This window comes from Haloplanus sp. C73 (assembly GCF_051195115.1).
In the GTDB taxonomy this organism is placed as follows: Archaea; Halobacteriota; Halobacteria; order Halobacteriales; family Haloferacaceae; genus Haloplanus.
In genome coordinates this window covers 31,749-47,029 of the sequence record NZ_JBNTJZ010000003.1, presented here as the reverse complement: position 1 = coordinate 47,029, position 15,281 = coordinate 31,749, and the positions used below count along the sequence as shown (strand labels likewise).

Annotated in this window: 14 protein-coding genes; 10 read left to right on the top strand and 4 right to left on the bottom strand. The window is 66.9% G+C overall.

The window, feature by feature from the left end; genetic code table 11:
• The first annotated feature begins 2 nt into the window (after positions 1 to 2).
• The 4 genes from nucS (at position 3) to ACQUSQ_RS06660 (ending at position 5,024) form a co-directional block, all read left to right on the top strand.
• Entirely contained in the window at positions 3 to 752 is a 750-nt protein-coding gene (nucS, locus tag ACQUSQ_RS06675) for an endonuclease NucS (protein ID WP_435067767.1), read from the top strand.
• Positions 753 to 812: 60 nt separating this feature from the next.
• Positions 813 to 3,506, top strand: a complete 2,694-nt coding sequence (gene ppc, locus ACQUSQ_RS06670; protein ID WP_435067766.1) for a phosphoenolpyruvate carboxylase — start codon at positions 813 to 815, stop codon at positions 3,504 to 3,506.
• A gap of 84 nt (positions 3,507 to 3,590) precedes the next feature.
• Positions 3,591 to 4,121, top strand: a complete 531-nt coding sequence (locus ACQUSQ_RS06665) for a 50S ribosomal protein L16 (RefSeq protein ID WP_435067765.1) — start codon at positions 3,591 to 3,593, stop codon at positions 4,119 to 4,121.
• 42 nt (positions 4,122 to 4,163) lie between these two features.
• Entirely contained in the window at positions 4,164 to 5,024 is an 861-nt protein-coding gene (locus tag ACQUSQ_RS06660) for an ATP-grasp domain-containing protein (RefSeq protein WP_435067764.1), read from the top strand.
• Here ACQUSQ_RS06660 and ACQUSQ_RS06655 read toward each other — a convergent pair whose 3' ends face one another.
• Positions 5,025 to 5,408 (bottom strand): Hsp20/alpha crystallin family protein, encoded by a 384-nt coding sequence (locus tag ACQUSQ_RS06655; protein WP_435067763.1) that lies wholly within the window; start codon positions 5,406 to 5,408, stop codon positions 5,025 to 5,027.
• A 152-nt stretch (positions 5,409 to 5,560) separates the two neighbouring features.
• Here ACQUSQ_RS06655 and ACQUSQ_RS06650 point away from each other — a divergent pair, with 152 nt between their 5' ends.
• Positions 5,561 to 6,796 carry a phosphoglycerate kinase gene (locus ACQUSQ_RS06650; RefSeq protein WP_435067762.1) on the top strand — a complete coding sequence of 412 codons (1,236 nt, stop codon included), beginning with the start codon at positions 5,561 to 5,563 and terminating at the stop codon, positions 6,794 to 6,796.
• Positions 6,797 to 6,804: 8 nt separating this feature from the next.
• On the opposite strand, the gene ACQUSQ_RS06645 is transcribed toward ACQUSQ_RS06650, so the two are convergent.
• Positions 6,805 to 7,824, bottom strand: coding sequence for a type II glyceraldehyde-3-phosphate dehydrogenase (locus ACQUSQ_RS06645; RefSeq protein WP_435067761.1), 1,020 nt, complete (start codon positions 7,822 to 7,824; stop codon positions 6,805 to 6,807).
• Between the two features lie 520 nt (positions 7,825 to 8,344).
• Here ACQUSQ_RS06645 and ACQUSQ_RS06640 point away from each other — a divergent pair.
• Positions 8,345 to 9,289, top strand: a complete 945-nt coding sequence (locus ACQUSQ_RS06640; protein ID WP_435067760.1) for an aminopeptidase — start codon at positions 8,345 to 8,347, stop codon at positions 9,287 to 9,289.
• A 4-nt stretch (positions 9,290 to 9,293) separates the two neighbouring features.
• Here the strand turns inward: ACQUSQ_RS06640 and ACQUSQ_RS06635 are convergent, their stop codons facing one another.
• Positions 9,294 to 10,325 carry a P1 family peptidase gene (locus ACQUSQ_RS06635; protein WP_435067759.1) on the bottom strand — a complete coding sequence of 344 codons (1,032 nt, stop codon included), beginning with the start codon at positions 10,323 to 10,325 and terminating at the stop codon, positions 9,294 to 9,296.
• Between the two features lie 77 nt (positions 10,326 to 10,402).
• On the opposite strand from ACQUSQ_RS06635, the gene ACQUSQ_RS06630 reads away from it, so the two are divergent.
• From ACQUSQ_RS06630 to ACQUSQ_RS06615, 4 genes are read left to right on the top strand one after another with little or no spacing between them, the layout of a single operon-like run.
• Positions 10,403 to 11,029 carry a hypothetical protein gene (locus ACQUSQ_RS06630; RefSeq protein WP_435067758.1) on the top strand — a complete coding sequence of 209 codons (627 nt, stop codon included), beginning with the start codon at positions 10,403 to 10,405 and terminating at the stop codon, positions 11,027 to 11,029.
• Positions 11,030 to 11,083: 54 nt separating this feature from the next.
• Positions 11,084 to 12,622: a methyltransferase domain-containing protein gene (locus ACQUSQ_RS06625; RefSeq protein WP_435067757.1), complete on the top strand. Its 1,539-nt coding sequence runs from the start codon at positions 11,084 to 11,086 to the stop codon at positions 12,620 to 12,622.
• Entirely contained in the window at positions 12,622 to 13,185 is a 564-nt protein-coding gene (locus tag ACQUSQ_RS06620; protein ID WP_435067756.1) for a GNAT family N-acetyltransferase, read from the top strand. The genes ACQUSQ_RS06625 and ACQUSQ_RS06620 overlap by 1 nt, the downstream gene beginning before the upstream one ends.
• Entirely contained in the window at positions 13,185 to 13,940 is a 756-nt protein-coding gene (locus ACQUSQ_RS06615) for a metallophosphoesterase family protein (protein ID WP_435067755.1), read from the top strand. Before ACQUSQ_RS06620 ends, ACQUSQ_RS06615 begins: the two co-directional genes overlap by 1 nt.
• Here ACQUSQ_RS06615 and ACQUSQ_RS06610 read toward each other — a convergent pair whose 3' ends face one another.
• Positions 13,941 to 14,987 carry a DUF2332 domain-containing protein gene (locus ACQUSQ_RS06610; protein WP_435067754.1) on the bottom strand — a complete coding sequence of 349 codons (1,047 nt, stop codon included), beginning with the start codon at positions 14,985 to 14,987 and terminating at the stop codon, positions 13,941 to 13,943.
• Positions 14,988 to 15,281: the final 294 nt, after the last annotated feature.

The window sequence follows — 15,281 nt, the reverse complement described above, 5'->3', positions numbered from 1 at the left end:
CGATGTCGGTCACGACGCTCCATCGCCCCGCCCACCGGGACGCGCTCACCCATCTCGAAGACGCCTTCCAGCGCGGCGACCTCATTACTGTCTTCGGCCGCTGTACCGTCGAGTACGAGGGTCGGGCGTCGAGCAGTCTCGGCCCCGGTGACCGACTCCTCCTCCTCAAACCCGACGGGTCGGCGCTCGTTCACACCGACGAGGGGCGGACGCCCGTCAACTGGCAGCCACCCGGTTGTGACCACTTCGCCAGCGTCCGCGACGGCCGACTGCGGGTGCGGAGCGTCCGTCGCTCGCCCGAGGAACTGCTCGACGTGCGCTTCGAGCGCGTCACCCACCTCGCCGCGTACGACGTGACCGACCCCGACGAACTCGATTTGCGGGGGAGCGAGGCCGACCTCAAGGAACACGTCCTCGCCCATCCCGAGCGAATCGAAGCCGGCTTCGAGCCGATTGCGACCGAGCGAGAGACGACCGCCGGCCCGATGGACGTGTTCGGCGAAGACGACGCCGGCCGACCGGTCGTCGTCGAGTTGAAGCGTCGGCGCGTCGGTCCGGACGCGGTCGGCCAACTCCGGCGCTACGTCGACGCTCTCGACCGGGAACTCGGCGACGGGCCGGAGATTCGGGGCGTCCTCGTCGCGCCCTCCGTCACCGACCGCGCGGCCTCGCTCCTCGACGAGGAGGGGCTGGAGTTCGTCGCGCTCGACCCGACGACGGGGGAGCCACCCGACGGCGCCGAGGACGACTGATTCCCCTCAGGTCTGCCACATCCGCGCGTTTAATGTGTGTGGTACCGGTACGCATATCTCATGACCCTTCATCATCGGACCGTCCGTCAGGACGTCCGCGAACTCGGCGCCCTCCTCGGCGACGTACTGGAGGCTCAGTCCTCCACGGAAGCGTTCGAGGCGGTCGAGGACCTCCGAACGGCGGCCATCGACTATCGCGACGGCTCGCTCCCTTCGCGCGAGCCACTTCAGGACACGCTCGACTCGCTCGACCCTGAACTCGAAGGTGCGACGGCGCGGGCGTTCACCGCGTATTTCGAACTCATCAATCTCGCGGAGGAACGGGAGCGCGTTCGCGCCATCCGCCGCGACGAACAGGAGGGGCGCATCGAGGACAGCCAGACCGAGACGGTCGCGTCCCTGCTCGAACGCGACGCCGACGCCGAGACGGTCCAGCGCGTCCTCGATGACGTGCTCATTCAGCCGACGTTCACCGCCCATCCCACGGAGGCCAATCGCAAGACCATCAAGGCCAAGCTCCGGACGATAACCTCGCTCCTCGAATCGCTGGACGAGCGCCGGCTGACCGACGTTGAGCGCCGGAAGTCGTGGGACCAACTGGAGGCCGAAGTGACGAGCCTGTGGCAGACGCCTCACGTCCGTGACCGCGCCCCGGAGCCACAGGACGAGGCGCGCAACGTCCAGTGGTATCTGGAGAACACCCTCTTCGACGTGGTTGGCGAGGTGTACGCCGATTTGGAGGAGACGCTCGCGGAGTCGTATCCGGAGGTCGACGTCCCGAAACTGTTCGAGTTCCGGTCGTGGGCGGGGAGTGACCGCGACGGCAACCCCGCCGTCACCGTCGACGTGACGACGGAGACGCTCGAACGCCAGCGGTCGGTCGTCCTCGAACGCTACCGCGCCGAACTGAAGCGGCTCTCGGGCATCCTGAGTCAGGATGCGGCGTGGATAACGCCCGGCGAGCGATTCGAGTCGGCGTTGCTCGACGACCGTGAGCGCTTCCCCGAGGTGGCGAGCGAGGCCCAAGAGCGCTACCCTCACGAGTTCTACCGGCAGAAACTGCGGCTGATGCGCGAGCGACTGGAACGCGTCGACGACGTTCGCCCCGGGGGGTACGACGACGCCGCGGAACTGGTCGAGGACCTCGAAGCCATCGACGAGAGCCTCCGACTCAACGACGCCGAGTCCATCGCCGACTCCTACGTCCAGCCCCTCGTTCGGAAGGTCGAGACGTTCGGGTTCTCGCTCGCGAGCCTCGACCTGCGCGACCACCAGAAGAACCACACCGAGGCCGTCGGCGACCTGCTGGCGGCACAGGGCATCGACTACACCGACCGCGACGAGGACGAACGCATCGAGGTGCTCACCGAGGCCATCATGCAGGACGCCGACGTGGTCGACCTCGCCAAGCCGGGCGACGTGAGCGAGACGACCGAGCGGGTGTGTGAGCGCTTCGAGGCGCTCCGGAAGTGGCAACGGGAGTACGGCACCGACGCCATCGACACCTACTGCATCAGCATGACCGAGGAGCCGAGTCACGTCCTCGAAGTGCTGTTTTTGGCCGACCAGGCCGGCGTGGTGTCGCTCCCCGAATACAGCGGGCTCGACGTGGTGCCGCTGCTCGAAACCGAACGCGCCCTCGACGGCGCGCGGCGCATCATGGGGACGCTGTTCGAGAACGAGGCGTATTCGGCGGCGCTCGACTGCCGCGACACCACACAGGAGATAATGCTGGGGTACTCCGACTCCAACAAGGAAAACGGCTTCCTCGCCGCGAACTGGAGTCTCTACCGGAACCAGCGGCGCCTCGCCCGTATCACCGACGAACACGACGTGCAGATGCGGCTGTTCCACGGTCGCGGCGGCTCAATCTCGCGGGGCGGCGGCCCGATGCACGAGGCGATGCTCGCGCTCCCCATCGAGACGGTCACGGGCGAAATCAAGTTCACCGAACAGGGGGAAGCCATCGCGGAGAAGTACGGCAACCCGCGCATCGCCGAGCGCAACCTCGAACGGATGCTGGACGCCCAGATTCTCGCCCGGCACCAGTCGATGGCGGGTCCCGTCCGGCCGACGCCCGACGCCTGGACCGAGGCGATGGAGACGATGGCGTCGGCGGCGCGGACGGCGTATCAGGACCTCCTCGAGACGGAGGGCTTCATCCCCTACTTCGAGACGGCGACGCCGATTACGGTCATCGAGGACCTCAACCTCGGGTCGCGGCCGGCGTCGCGCTCCGGCGAGCGCACCGTCGAGGACCTCCGCGCGATTCCATGGGTGTTCTCGTGGACGCAGTCCCGGTGTATCATCCCCGGGTGGTACGGGGTGGCGACGGGTATCGACGCCTACCTCGACGACGGCGGGTCGATGGAGACGCTCCAGCGGATGTACGAGCGCTGGCCGTTCTTCCGGACGACGCTCGACAACGCCGCGCAGGCGATGGCGCGGACGGATATGGAGATTGCCGCGGAGTACGCGTCGCTCGCGCCCGAGGACCTCCGCGAGCGCTTCTTCCCGCGCATCCGCGACGAGCACACCCGCGCCGTCGACCTCGCGCTCGACATCATGGACCGGGACGACCCGCTGCGGCGCGACTGGCTCCGCGAGAGCATCGACCGCCGTGACCCCTACGTCGACCCCCTGAACTTCCTGCAGACGCGGTTGCTGGCCCGGGACGGCCGCTCGCCATCCGAGGAGCGGACGCTCCGGCTGACGGTCAAAGGCATCGCGGCGGGGATGCAGAGCACGGGCTAGGCCGGGGTGCGTACGGGCGATACAGCCCCCGTACGGCATCGAAGGCTTTATTCACCGCCTCGGCTTCGGTTCTGACAAGTAACTATGTCCGACAAGCCTGCCTCGATGTACCGGGAAATCGACAAGCCCTCGTACACTCGACGAGAGTACATTACGGGCATTCCCGGCTCCAAGATTGCACAGCACAACATGGGGGACCTTCAGGCCGACCCCGACGACTACGAAGTCCACATCAGCCTCGAAGTCGAGGAGGAGTGCCAGCTTCGACACGGCGCCCTCGAAGCCTCGCGTCTCTCCGCCAACCGTCGTCTCCTGAAGGAGATTGGTGAGGGCAACTACAAGATGGTCCTTCGGAAGTTCCCCCATCAGGTCATCCGAGAGAACAAGCAGGCGACCGGTGCGGGTGCGGACCGTGTCTCCGACGGGATGCGACAGGCGTTCGGCAAGCCGGTCGGCACCGCCGCCCGCATCAACGCCAACGAGACGGTGTTCACCTGCTACTGCGACCCCGAAGACGCCGCGACGGTCAAAGACGCCTTCCGCCGCGCCTACAACAAGATTTCGCCGCCGTGCCGCATCGTCGTCGAAAAGGGCGAGCAGCTGCTCGTCGCCTGACTCGACCCGCGAACTTTTCCCTCCACCCACCTCAGGGAGCGTATGCTCCGGCTCGCGCTGACCACTCGGGCCGAGACGTTCGACCGCCTGCGCGACCCGCTCGCCGCCCGTGACATCGAGGTGGGTCACCTCCCGGCCACGGGCCGGACGGTCCGTCTCGACGTCGCTCCGACCGACGCCTTCGACGTCGGCTTCGTCTACCCCTCACAGACGCCCGCGGGCGACGCCCTCTCGGCGCTGCACGACCTCCCGTGGGTGAACGACCGCGAGACTGTCCTCACCTCTCGGAACAAGGGTGGCGTCGTGGCCAGACTCGGCGCCGCCGGGCTTCCCGTCCCGCAGACGACGATGGTGTCGAGTCCGGTCGACGAGGCAACGCTCGTCGACGCCGTCGCCGACTTCGACTGGCCGGTCGTCATCAAGCCCAACTCCACGACGCGGGGGACGGGCGTGGCGAAAGCGACCGACATCGACTCGTTGCTCGGCATCGCGGACTATCTCGACCTGATTCACGACTACCGCGCCACGGGCGACAAGACCTACCTCCTCCAAGAGTATCTGCCCGACGCCCGCGACTACCGGGTGATGGTCGTCGACGGGTCGTACGCGGGGGCGGTCGAGCGCGAACTGCCGGCCGACGCCCGCGACGCGGGGCGCTGGAAGCACAACGTCCACCGGGGCGCGGAAGCGACGGGCGTCGACCTGCCCCCGGAGTACCGCCGCCTCGCCGAACGGGCGGCGGCGGCGCTCGACGTGTCGTATCTCGGGGTTGACCTCCTCGCGACGGCCGACCGGGTCGTCGTCGCGGAGACGAACGCGCGGCCGACGGTCGACGCCGCGACGAAGTACGTTCCCGACTTCTACGACCGGTTGGCGGCGCTCGTCAGAGCGACGGCGGAGTAGTCACTCGACGTCGATGGCGGCGGAGTCGTCGACTTTGTCGACGGTGACTTCCAGAATCCCGTTGTTGAAACTGGCCGACGCGGAGTGTTCGTCCACGCGGGTGGGGAGGCGGATGCGCTCGTCGAACTCGCGGTGCGCGGAGGCGGCGCTGATGGTGAGGGTCTCCCCGTCACATTTCAGCTCGATGGCGTCTTTCTCGACGCCGGGGAGGTCGGCGACGAGTCGAATCTGGTCGTCGGCCTCGTAGATATCGACGTGCGTCTCGGAGGTGAACCCGGAGCCGTCGCTCACGGCACCGGAGCTGTTTCCGGCCATTTCGTTCATCATCCGTTCGATTTCGTCGAAAATGTCGCCGAACGGGTCGTCACGGTCGTCGCCTCTCATGGCCGCACCTAAGCCGCACCCTCTCAAAAGCTTTCTGTCCTCGGTAGGGAGTGACACGACACTCGATATCACTCACGGCACGCAATGACACGATTGTTCGGGCGGAATCGCCCGTTTGAAATACTCGACCGTCGTTCGGAGAGACGAGGGACATGTTCAAGACGCTCGACGAGCTTGGGTCCGGGAATCGCGTCCTCGTTCGGCTCGACCTCAACTCGCCGGTCGAGGACGGCATCGTCAAGGATAACCGCCGATTCGCGCGTCACGCCCGGACCGTACGGGAACTCGTCGAGGACGGCCACCGCGTCGTCGTCATGGCCCATCAGGGTCGGCCGGGCCGAGACTCCTTCGTCTCGCTCGACCAGCACGCGGACCTGCTCGCCGAGTACGTCGAGACGCCGGTCGGATTCGTCGACGACATCCACGGCGACGTGGCCATCGACGCCATCCGGTCGCTCGACGCCGGCGAGGTACTGCTGCTGGAAAACGTTCGGATGTGCGACGACGAACTCCCCGAGAAGCCGGCCGCGGAACACGCCGACAGCGAGTTCGTCCAGTCGCTCGCCCCCGAGTTCGACTGCTACGTCAACGACGCCTACTCGGCGGCCCACCGCTCGCACGCCTCGCTGGTCGGCTTCCCGCTCGTTCTCCCCGCCTACGCCGGGCGAGTCATGGAGGCGGAGTACGAGGCAAACACCAGCATCGCCAGCCGGGAGTTCGACGGGCAGGTGACGATGGTGCTCGGCGGCGCGAAAGCCACCGACGTCATCGACGTGATGAGCGCGCTCGACGAAGCCATCGACCACTACCTCCTCGGGGGCATCGTGGGCGAACTCTTCCTGCGGGCCGCGGGCTACGACGTCGGCTACGACGTCGGCGGGACCGAACTCTACGACCACCAGTGGGAGGACAACGAGGACCGCATTCGCGAACTCCTCGCGGAACGGGGCGACCGAATCACGCTCCCCGTCGACTTGGCCTACGAGAACGACGACGACGAACGCGCGGAGATGCCCGTCACCGATGACATAGAGAAGGACTTCCCGTTGCTCGACGTCGGGTCGACGACCGTCGAGCGCTACGGCGACGTCATCGAGGACTCGGCGGCCGTCTTCGTCAAGGGCGCTCTCGGCGTCTTCGAGGACGAGCGGTTCTCTACTGGCACCGTCGGCGTCCTCGAAACCATCGCCACGACCGACTGCTTCTCCGTCATCGGCGGCGGCGACACCTCTCGCGCAATCGAACTCTACGGCCTCGACGAGGAGTACTTCTCACACGTCTCCATCGCTGGCGGCGCCTACGTCCGGGCGCTCACCGGCCAGTCGCTCCCCGGCGTCGACGCCCTGACGCGTTCCTGCGAGCGCGTCGAATCCGGCGTCGACCAGTAAGTCGCGTCTCAGTAATCGATACCGATACCCATCGATTCCTCGGTCGTCGCGCGGCTCTCGGCGGCGTCGTCGTCGCCGCGGAGCGCGCGGACGGCGTCGACGTTTTCCGGCACCACGTCGCTTTCTTGGTGAATCGCCTGAAACAGGTAGAGGTCGCGGTCCTCGACGGTGAGCGACTCCGACCAGATGCAGTTCTCCCAGAGGTCGCCCCGCGGCCGGCCGGCGTCGTGAGCGAACTCCTTGAGTTTCCCCGAGCCGTCGATGTCGGCGCCCGAGGGGATGAGGAAGAGGCGCGTCTCGTCGGCGAACAGGTCGCGCACCTCGTCGGCGTCGGGCGACGATTCGAGCGTCACGTTGACGCTGTGGGTGTGCATCAGCGTCGCCGGCACCTTCATCCCCAGCGTGTCGATATCGAGGTCGGGGAAGATGGTGTTCACGTCCGGGCCGTGATGCGAGGGGATGGTCACCGGGTCGGGCAGGATGTCGTCGATGGGGCCGCGCCCGGTCTGTCCGGGGTCGCCGCCGCGCCGAACTAGCGTGACGCGTGCCTTCTCGACGCCGTAGGTTTCGTCCAGCGGCGCGAGAATTCGGGAGAGGCCGGTGGTGTTACAGGAGACGACGCGCGCGGAGTTGGCACCGACCGCGTCCTCGAAGTTGGCGCGAGCGTTGAAGCTCACCTCGGCCACGTCGGCGTCCTCGCCACCCTGGAAAATCGCGGGGGTGTCGTGCTCCGCGTAGAGCGAGCGGTTCTCGGCGCCGATGCCCGAGGGCGTGCAGTCGACGACCACGTCGGAGTCGGCGACGAGGTCCTCGACTTCGCCGGCGAGGTCGAGTCCCGCCTCGGCGAACTGGTCCATTCGCTCGGGAATCGCGGCGTAGAGGGGGTAGCCCTTGCGCGCCGCCGTCTCCGCCTCGAAGTTGGGGCGGGTCTTGGCGACGCCGACGAGGTCCATATCCGGTTGTGCCGCAACCGCGTCAGCGACGCGTTTGCCGATGGTTCCGTACCCGTTGACGCCGACCTGTGTCATACCGCGCAGTCGCGTAGCGACGGGCATAATCGTTTCGAGCCGCGGTGCAACGAGTCGTATCCAGATACGCAGGCGTAACTGAAACCTCTTCGAAAGCCCCCGCCCGTTCGCCGCCTGCGACTCGCTGCGCTCCTCACTACGTTGCGGTGCTTACGTCGTCTCGGCTGGCGAACGGACGGCCCCTTTCAGTCCCACCCGCATCGGCTGGCCAACTGGCCACCGCTGGATGGGACTGAAAGGGGCGACTCGTCACCGGGCGGCTTCGCCGCCCGGTTGCCCGAGGGAGCGAAGCTCCCTCGCTGCTGGAGGAAGGCGGCTGACGTAAGCACCGCAGGCCGAAGGCCGAGGAGCGCAACGAGGGGCGCGCACGGCTTGCCGTGCGCGGCTTCGAGCGGCTCTGCCGCCTCGCTACCCCCGACTCCAGCGAGTCGGGGCTTTCGAGGTGTCTTCAGTTCGAGCGCACTACTCAGAACAGTATCGGTCCACAAGGGCTAACCCCAATCCACGCATCCACGAACACATGACCGACGCACTTCGCGAGGCCGCCGAGACGGCGGTGCATCAGTGCATGGCCCTCGGTAGCGAGGAGGCGTGTGCCGTCGTTACCGACGACGAACGCCTGTCCATTGGCGAGGCGCTCTACGACGTGGCTAGCGACGTGACCGACGACGCCGTGCTCCTGCGGTATCCGCCGGGTGAGCAACACGGCACCGAACCCCCCGCGCCCGTCGCGGCGGCGATGGCCGGCGCCGACGTCGTCCTCGCGCCGACGACAAAGAGCCTGAGTCACACGCGCGCCCGGCGCGAGGCCTGTGACGGCGGCACCCGCGCCGCAACTCTCCCCGGCGTCACCGAGGACGTGATGATAGCCGGCCTCGACGCCGACTACGAGACCATCGCCCGCCACTGTCGCGAGGTGCTGGACCAGGTGGCAGACGCCGACGAGATTCGGGTCACGACGCCCGCGGGCACCGACCTCACCGTCGAACCCGGCGCTCGCGAGTGGCGGACCGATACGGGGATGGTTCACGACGCAGGCGGCTTCTCGAATCTCCCCGCCGGCGAGGTGTTCGTCAGCCCCGAAACCGCCGAGGGGACCTACATCGTCGACGGGACGATAATGTCTCACGGCCTCATCGACGACCCGATTCGGTTCGAGGTCGAGGACGGCTACGTCACCCACATCTCCGACGATGTCATCCGCGAGCAAGTTGAGGCCGGCGAGGCCGAAGTCGGCCGCGCCGCCACCAACTTCGCCGAACTCGGTATCGGGACGAACGTCGGCGTGACTGACCTCCTCGGGTCCGCGCTCATCGACGAGAAGGCCGCCGGAACCGTCCACGTCGCCATCGGCGACGACTCAACCATCGGCGGCGACACCGAGGCGCCGTTACATCTCGACTGCGTGGCCCGCGACCCGACCGTCTACGTCGATGGCGACGAAATAGCCCTCCCGACGCCGTAGCCGGTCAGGAATCGAGCAGCGACCGAAGGTCGTCCAGCGGCAGGGCGGTAAACGTCGCGCCTTCCTTCCCGACGACGGTCGTCGCGCGCACGAGCGAGTTGTAAATCGACTCCTCGACGGCCTCGACGGCACCCCGGAACGCCGGTCTGAGGTCGCCGTCGAACGTGGTGGCCTCTGCCGTCGAGAACGCGACGACGAAATCGCCCGTGCGGTGGCCGGCGATGGCGCCCGTGCGGCCGAGTCCCGCCTCGCCCCGGCGCGCCACGCGTTCGAGTTGGCTCACCGAGAGCGGGGCGTCGGTGGCGAGGACGGCGACCATCGACCCGCCGGCCCGCGCCGTCTCCGTCGGCGGCGTCAACGCCTCCCCGACCGGGGTGCCCCCGATTCGCAGGTCGCCCGGTTCGCCCGTGTTCGACAGGACGAGCGCACCGACCGTGTAGGTGGCTCCGCCGAGGTCGATTCGTCGGGAGGCGGTTCCGATACCGGATTTCCACCCGAAACTCGCCATCCCGACGCCGGCGCCGACCGACCCCTCCTCCCGGTTCGACTCCGTCGCCCCGTCGAGCGCGGCGTGGACGTGCTCCGGTGTGACGTGGCGCGCTTGGACGTCGTTGATAGCGCCGTCGTTGCACTCGCCGACCACGGGGTTTATCGACAGCGCGTCCGGATTCGATTCGAGCGTCGCGTCGACGAGTGCGTCCGCGACGCGCCAGACGTTGAGCGTGTTCGTGAGCGCAATCGGCGTCTCTATCTCGCCGACTTCCCGAACCTGCGGGAGACCGACCACCTTCCCGTGGCCGTTGATGACGTGTGCGGCGGCCCGGACCGGTCGCTCGAAGACGTTTCCCTCGTGTGGGTGGATGGCGGTCACGCCCGTGCGGACGTCCGTCGACTCGTCGTCGCGCTCCGGCGACCGAGACACGTGTCCGACGCGTACGGGCGGCACGTCGGTGAGGGCGTTGTCGTCGCCCGTCGGCAACACTCCTGGGGTGACTCCGAGGTCGCGAATCCGGGGCCGCTCGTCGGTGTTCGTCATGGGCGGAGGTCGACGTGTCGTCCCTTGAGGGTTGTCCCGGAGAAAGACCTTAGTCCGGTCGCAATCGGCCTTTCACCATGTCGGGCGCGGACCGTTCATCGGACGAGTCGACCGCCATCGCCAGTCAGGAGGCTGATGAGACGTTCCAGTCCATCACCGACCTCGACAGCATCTGCGACACCATGATAGTCGCCATCACGTTCCTCATGAGCGCGCTGGGGGTGTGGACTGGCTTCGGCTACGGTCGCCTGTCCGGCTTCCCCCGCGTTCAACTGGTGTTTGGCGCCCTCGCCGCCCTCTGTATGCTCGCGACGGTCCTGAGCGTCTATCACCTCTCGCGCTCGCTGTTCCCGCGGGCCTTTTACGGCGCCGACGTGGGGGCGGCGTTTTTGGACCGGCCGTGGGTTCCCTTCGTCGGGGCCGACAGTCTCGACCTCTCTCAGTTCGAACACGCCGCGGACGTGGACGATGTCGAGGCCCTCGACCGGGAGTTCGAGGCGTGGCTCGACCGCTACAACCCCGATATCGACATCGAGACACACGCACAGTTCGAGCGCGCGCGCCTGTTCAACTACAAGTACGTCGCCCGAATCAAGGCGCTGCACACGGCCCGCGGTATCGCCTACCTCCGCATCGCGGCCGTGTTCCTCCTGTTCTTGGCGGTGCTCTCGCTCGCGGCGCTACCCGTCGCCGACCTGCTGTAGTCACTCGGCCCCGGCAACGCCTTTATGTTCGCCGGTCGGCTCTACTGGACCACCATGCCAGACCGGCCGCCGGCCTCTGGGGATGCCGACGAGATTGCGGTTCTTTTCGCCGACCTGCGGAACTTCACGCGACTGCTGGAGTTTTACGACGCCGAGGACGTCCACTCCCTTCTCGACGAGACGATGACGGGGCTTCGCGACGCCGTCACGGAACACGACGGGACGATAGACAAACTCATCGGCGACGGGCTGATGGCGCTGTTCACCGACGAGTCCGACGTGGCGCCCGCCGTCAGGGCGGTCCAGTGCGCCCAGACGATGCTCTACGACAAGATTCCGGAGATTTCCGAGCGCTGTGCCATCGAACCCGACGTGGGTATCGGGCTGGCCAGCGGCTCGGTCCACCGAATCGACCTCGCCGGCGTCGACGACACCGTCGTCGGCCGCTGTGTCAACGTCGCGGCGCGACTGCAGGACCTATGTAAGAAGTTCGACGTGCCGGTCCTGCTCGACCGCGAAACGCGGATGCGCGTCGACGACGGCGTCGTGCCGTGTTCGTTCCGACTCATCCCCGACCAGCGACTGCAGGGCATCTACGAGCGGGTCGACACCTACCAGATGTGTGACCACCGCGAGTTCGACGCCGAGTACATCGCGGAGTTCAACGAGGCCGCCCGCCACTACAAGAACGAGGAGTTCACCGAAGCGCTCCCGTTTTTCATTCAGGCCTACTCCGACCCCGATGTCCGTCGTGACCGCGCGCTGTTACACTACTTCGCCAGCGAGTGTTTCAGCCGGCTGAACACCGACGCGGAGATGCTCGACGCGAAGGGGTACGCCGCACACAAGGACACCCAGCAAGAGCAGGCCCAGCGCCTCATCACGCAACTGCTCGGCTACGCCCAGCGGCGTGACCTCAACCCCCAGCGTATCCTCGATATCGGCTGTGGCGACGGGTCGGTGACCGAGGAACTCGCTGAGTTCTACCCCGATGCGGAGGTCATCGGCATCGACTCCCAGCGGTCGATGGTCGAGCGAGCGCGGGAACACCACAGCGAGGCTGGCGACATCGAGTACCAGACGGTCGGCATCCAGAACTACACGCCCGACCTCACCTTCGACATCCTGTTTTCGAACTCGGCGCTCCACTGGGTCCAAGACCAAGCCGACGCCTACGACAACATGCGGGAGATGCTTCGGACCGGTGGCTTGCTCGCCATCCATCAGGGCCACGAGGGGTGTTACACGGAGCTTCGCGAGGACGCCCGCACCGCCTACCGACAACTCGGCTTCGAGGAGAAGTTCGAGGACTTCTCGTACCCGCTCGTCTACCACACCGTCTCGCGCATGGAGTCGCTGCTCGAATCCCACGACTTCGAGGTGCTGGAGATAGAGCGCATCGCCTCGGACGTCCCCGAGACAATCGTCGACGACTTCGCGGAGGCGGGCCTCGCCCCCTACCGCCACCAGCTCGACGACACCGAGGAGCGGGCCTTCGTCCAGCGGTTTCGCGACATCGCGAGCGAGCGCTCGATAGAGAGCATCAACACCGACCGACTGTACGTCATCGCGACCACCGCGGGGAGTACGTGATGATGGTCGATATCGAACTCCGCCGGGACGCGAGCGACGCCGGCGACGAGGTGCGGCGCCTGCTCCGCGAGGCGAGCGACGAGTTCGTTCCGCCGTTGGCCGGCCGGGAGGGAACCACCCAGACCGACGACTTGGACGACACGGACGGCGACGACCTCGACACCTACTACCAGCAGTGCATCGAGCAGACGTTCCTTCTCGCGTGGGCGGACGAGTCGCTGGCTGGCTTCCTCTCGTTCCGTCACGACTACACTGCCGACGCGCTCGACGGCTACACGCCGGCGAACTACGTCTCGACGATAATCGTCGACGAGTCCCACCGCCGGCAGGGAGTTGCGACTGCCCTCTATCGAGCCTTGCTGACGGAGTTGCCGCCGGCGCTCGAACTCCCCTACGTGGCGACCCGGACGTGGAGTACGAACGACTCGCATCTCACCTTGCTCCGTGACCTCGGGTTCGAGCGCATCGAAACCATCCCCGACGACCGGGGCGAGGGCATCGACACCGTCTACTACGCCATCGACGTCGCGTCCGTCAACCCCGACGCCGACGACTCGGACTGATGTCGCTGGAGGTGGCGGTCCTCGCGGACCTGCATCTCGACGCCGACAGCGCCGACCGGATTCTGGACGAACTCCGCGAGACGGTCGACCGAATCGAGCGCCGGCACGACCCGGACCGGCTGGTAATACTGGGCGACGTGGTGCAGGACGTATCGCCGGAGGCCGACGCCCGAAACGTCCGTCGGGCCGTCGACGTCCTCGACGAGTTCTCGACGCCGGTTCGCTGGCTGCTCGGTAACCACGACGTCGCGGCCCTCTCGCGAGAGCGGGTCACCGACCTGCTCGGAAACGAGCGCTACGGCGCCGATGGACCGCTGGTCTTTCTCGACTCCTCCGCGCCCCGACTGGGCGACGGGCGGGGCGAACTCGACGCCGAGCAGTTGGCGTTTCTCGATGGGGTACTTGACAGTCGAAGTAACGCGCTCGTGTTCGTCCACCACCCGATTCACTACCACTCGCTCGACGACAACTACTGGTTCTCCGACCGGCCGGAGGTGGCGTTCTGTGGCAACAAAGGGGCCGTCGAACCGATGCTTGACGACGGGGTTCGGGCGGTGTTCAACGCCCACCTCCACGAGGCGGACTTCCGGATGATAGACGGCGTTGCTCACGTCACGGTGGACGCGTTCAACAAGTCGGCGAGCGATAGGGGCGTCGGCGCGTACGCGACGGTGACGCTCGCCGACGACGGCTCGCTGTTCGTCCGGCAGGTCGACGCGGAGGGACTCGAACGGACCGCGCGGCTCCCGCCGTAATCAGGCGTCGGCGTCCCAGCGCAGCCATCGTCCGTGGGCGTGATAGGTGGCGAGTGAGTCCAACTCGACAGATTCCGAATCAGCCGAGACGCGGGCGTGACGCATCGTCGGGGCCTCGGTGGTCGGCGTCTGCGTCTCGCCCGAGAGCCAGTGGAGGGTCCGGTCGGCCGCCACCTCGCGGAGCGTCGACCGAAATCGCTCGCTCGCCGCCTCGTCGAACTGGTAGAGCGCCTGTGTGTTGACGACGCAGACGGGGCGCTCGTCCGGAATCGAAGCGACGACGTCCGGTAGCGTCTCGATGGCGTCGCCCTCGACCACCCGTGGCCGACGCTTGCGCCACACGTCGACGGCGTTCTCGAACCGCTCGCGTCGGCGCTGGTGCTCCGGCCAGAACAGCGCACGCAGCCACCGGCGGTCCGCTTCGTCGTCGAGGGCGGGCGGGTCGATATCGATGCCGACGCGACTCGCGATGGCCGGTTCGTCGCCGCGTTCGAGAGCCGGCGGGAACCCGTCGTCGCGCACGGTGGTAGTTATCATCACCGGGGAGTCGTCGGCGCCGTACCGGCCGTAGTCGGGATACTGATACGCGTACTCGTCGACCAGCAGGTTGAGACCGGTGCTGGCGCCGACGTCGACGAGCGCGAGCGGGCCGTCGACGAGTCGCGTGACGTGTGCGAGCGCGGGGTAGAGAACCGCACATCGCCCGATTTCGTTCGTCTGGACGCGCCGCGTCTGGAGGTGGTCCTCGATTCGGTCACGGTACGTCCGGCAGAAATGCCGGAACACGGGCGACAGGTCGTCGTCCGGCTGTTTCGGCGTGTCGACACAGCTTGGGTAGTACTCCCGGAGCGGGTGCTCCACGCCGTCGAGTAGGGGCGCGTGGACGCTCGCCAGAAACAGCGGCGGCACGGCACGGCCCTCGGGCGCCGTCGCGGCCAGCGAAATCAGCTCCCGGTGTCGAGCAGTGATTCGGGCGAGACGCTCGTACAGCGGCGCCCCGGACGAGCACCACCCCGCGAACGTCTCGAACTGCTCGGAGAGGTACATACCCGTTGTCTATGCCCCCGCATGACAGACCTTTCTAAACAGAGATGACACGTCCCCTTATAAGTGACAGAATATTTTTATGTCTACGATGCGTACGTTCTATTGCAATGTCCGACTCCATTGAGCAGATTCGTGACGAGATAGAGACGCGCAAAGAGACCGAGTCCGACCGCATCCGGATGGAGGACCGGAAGCCGTCTCTCTGCATGGACTGAATCCGGTCACGCATTTTTTGTGCCGCCCCAGCCCGGAGACACATCTCTACTCTTGACGCTCCCCGCTCGATTTCTGAAC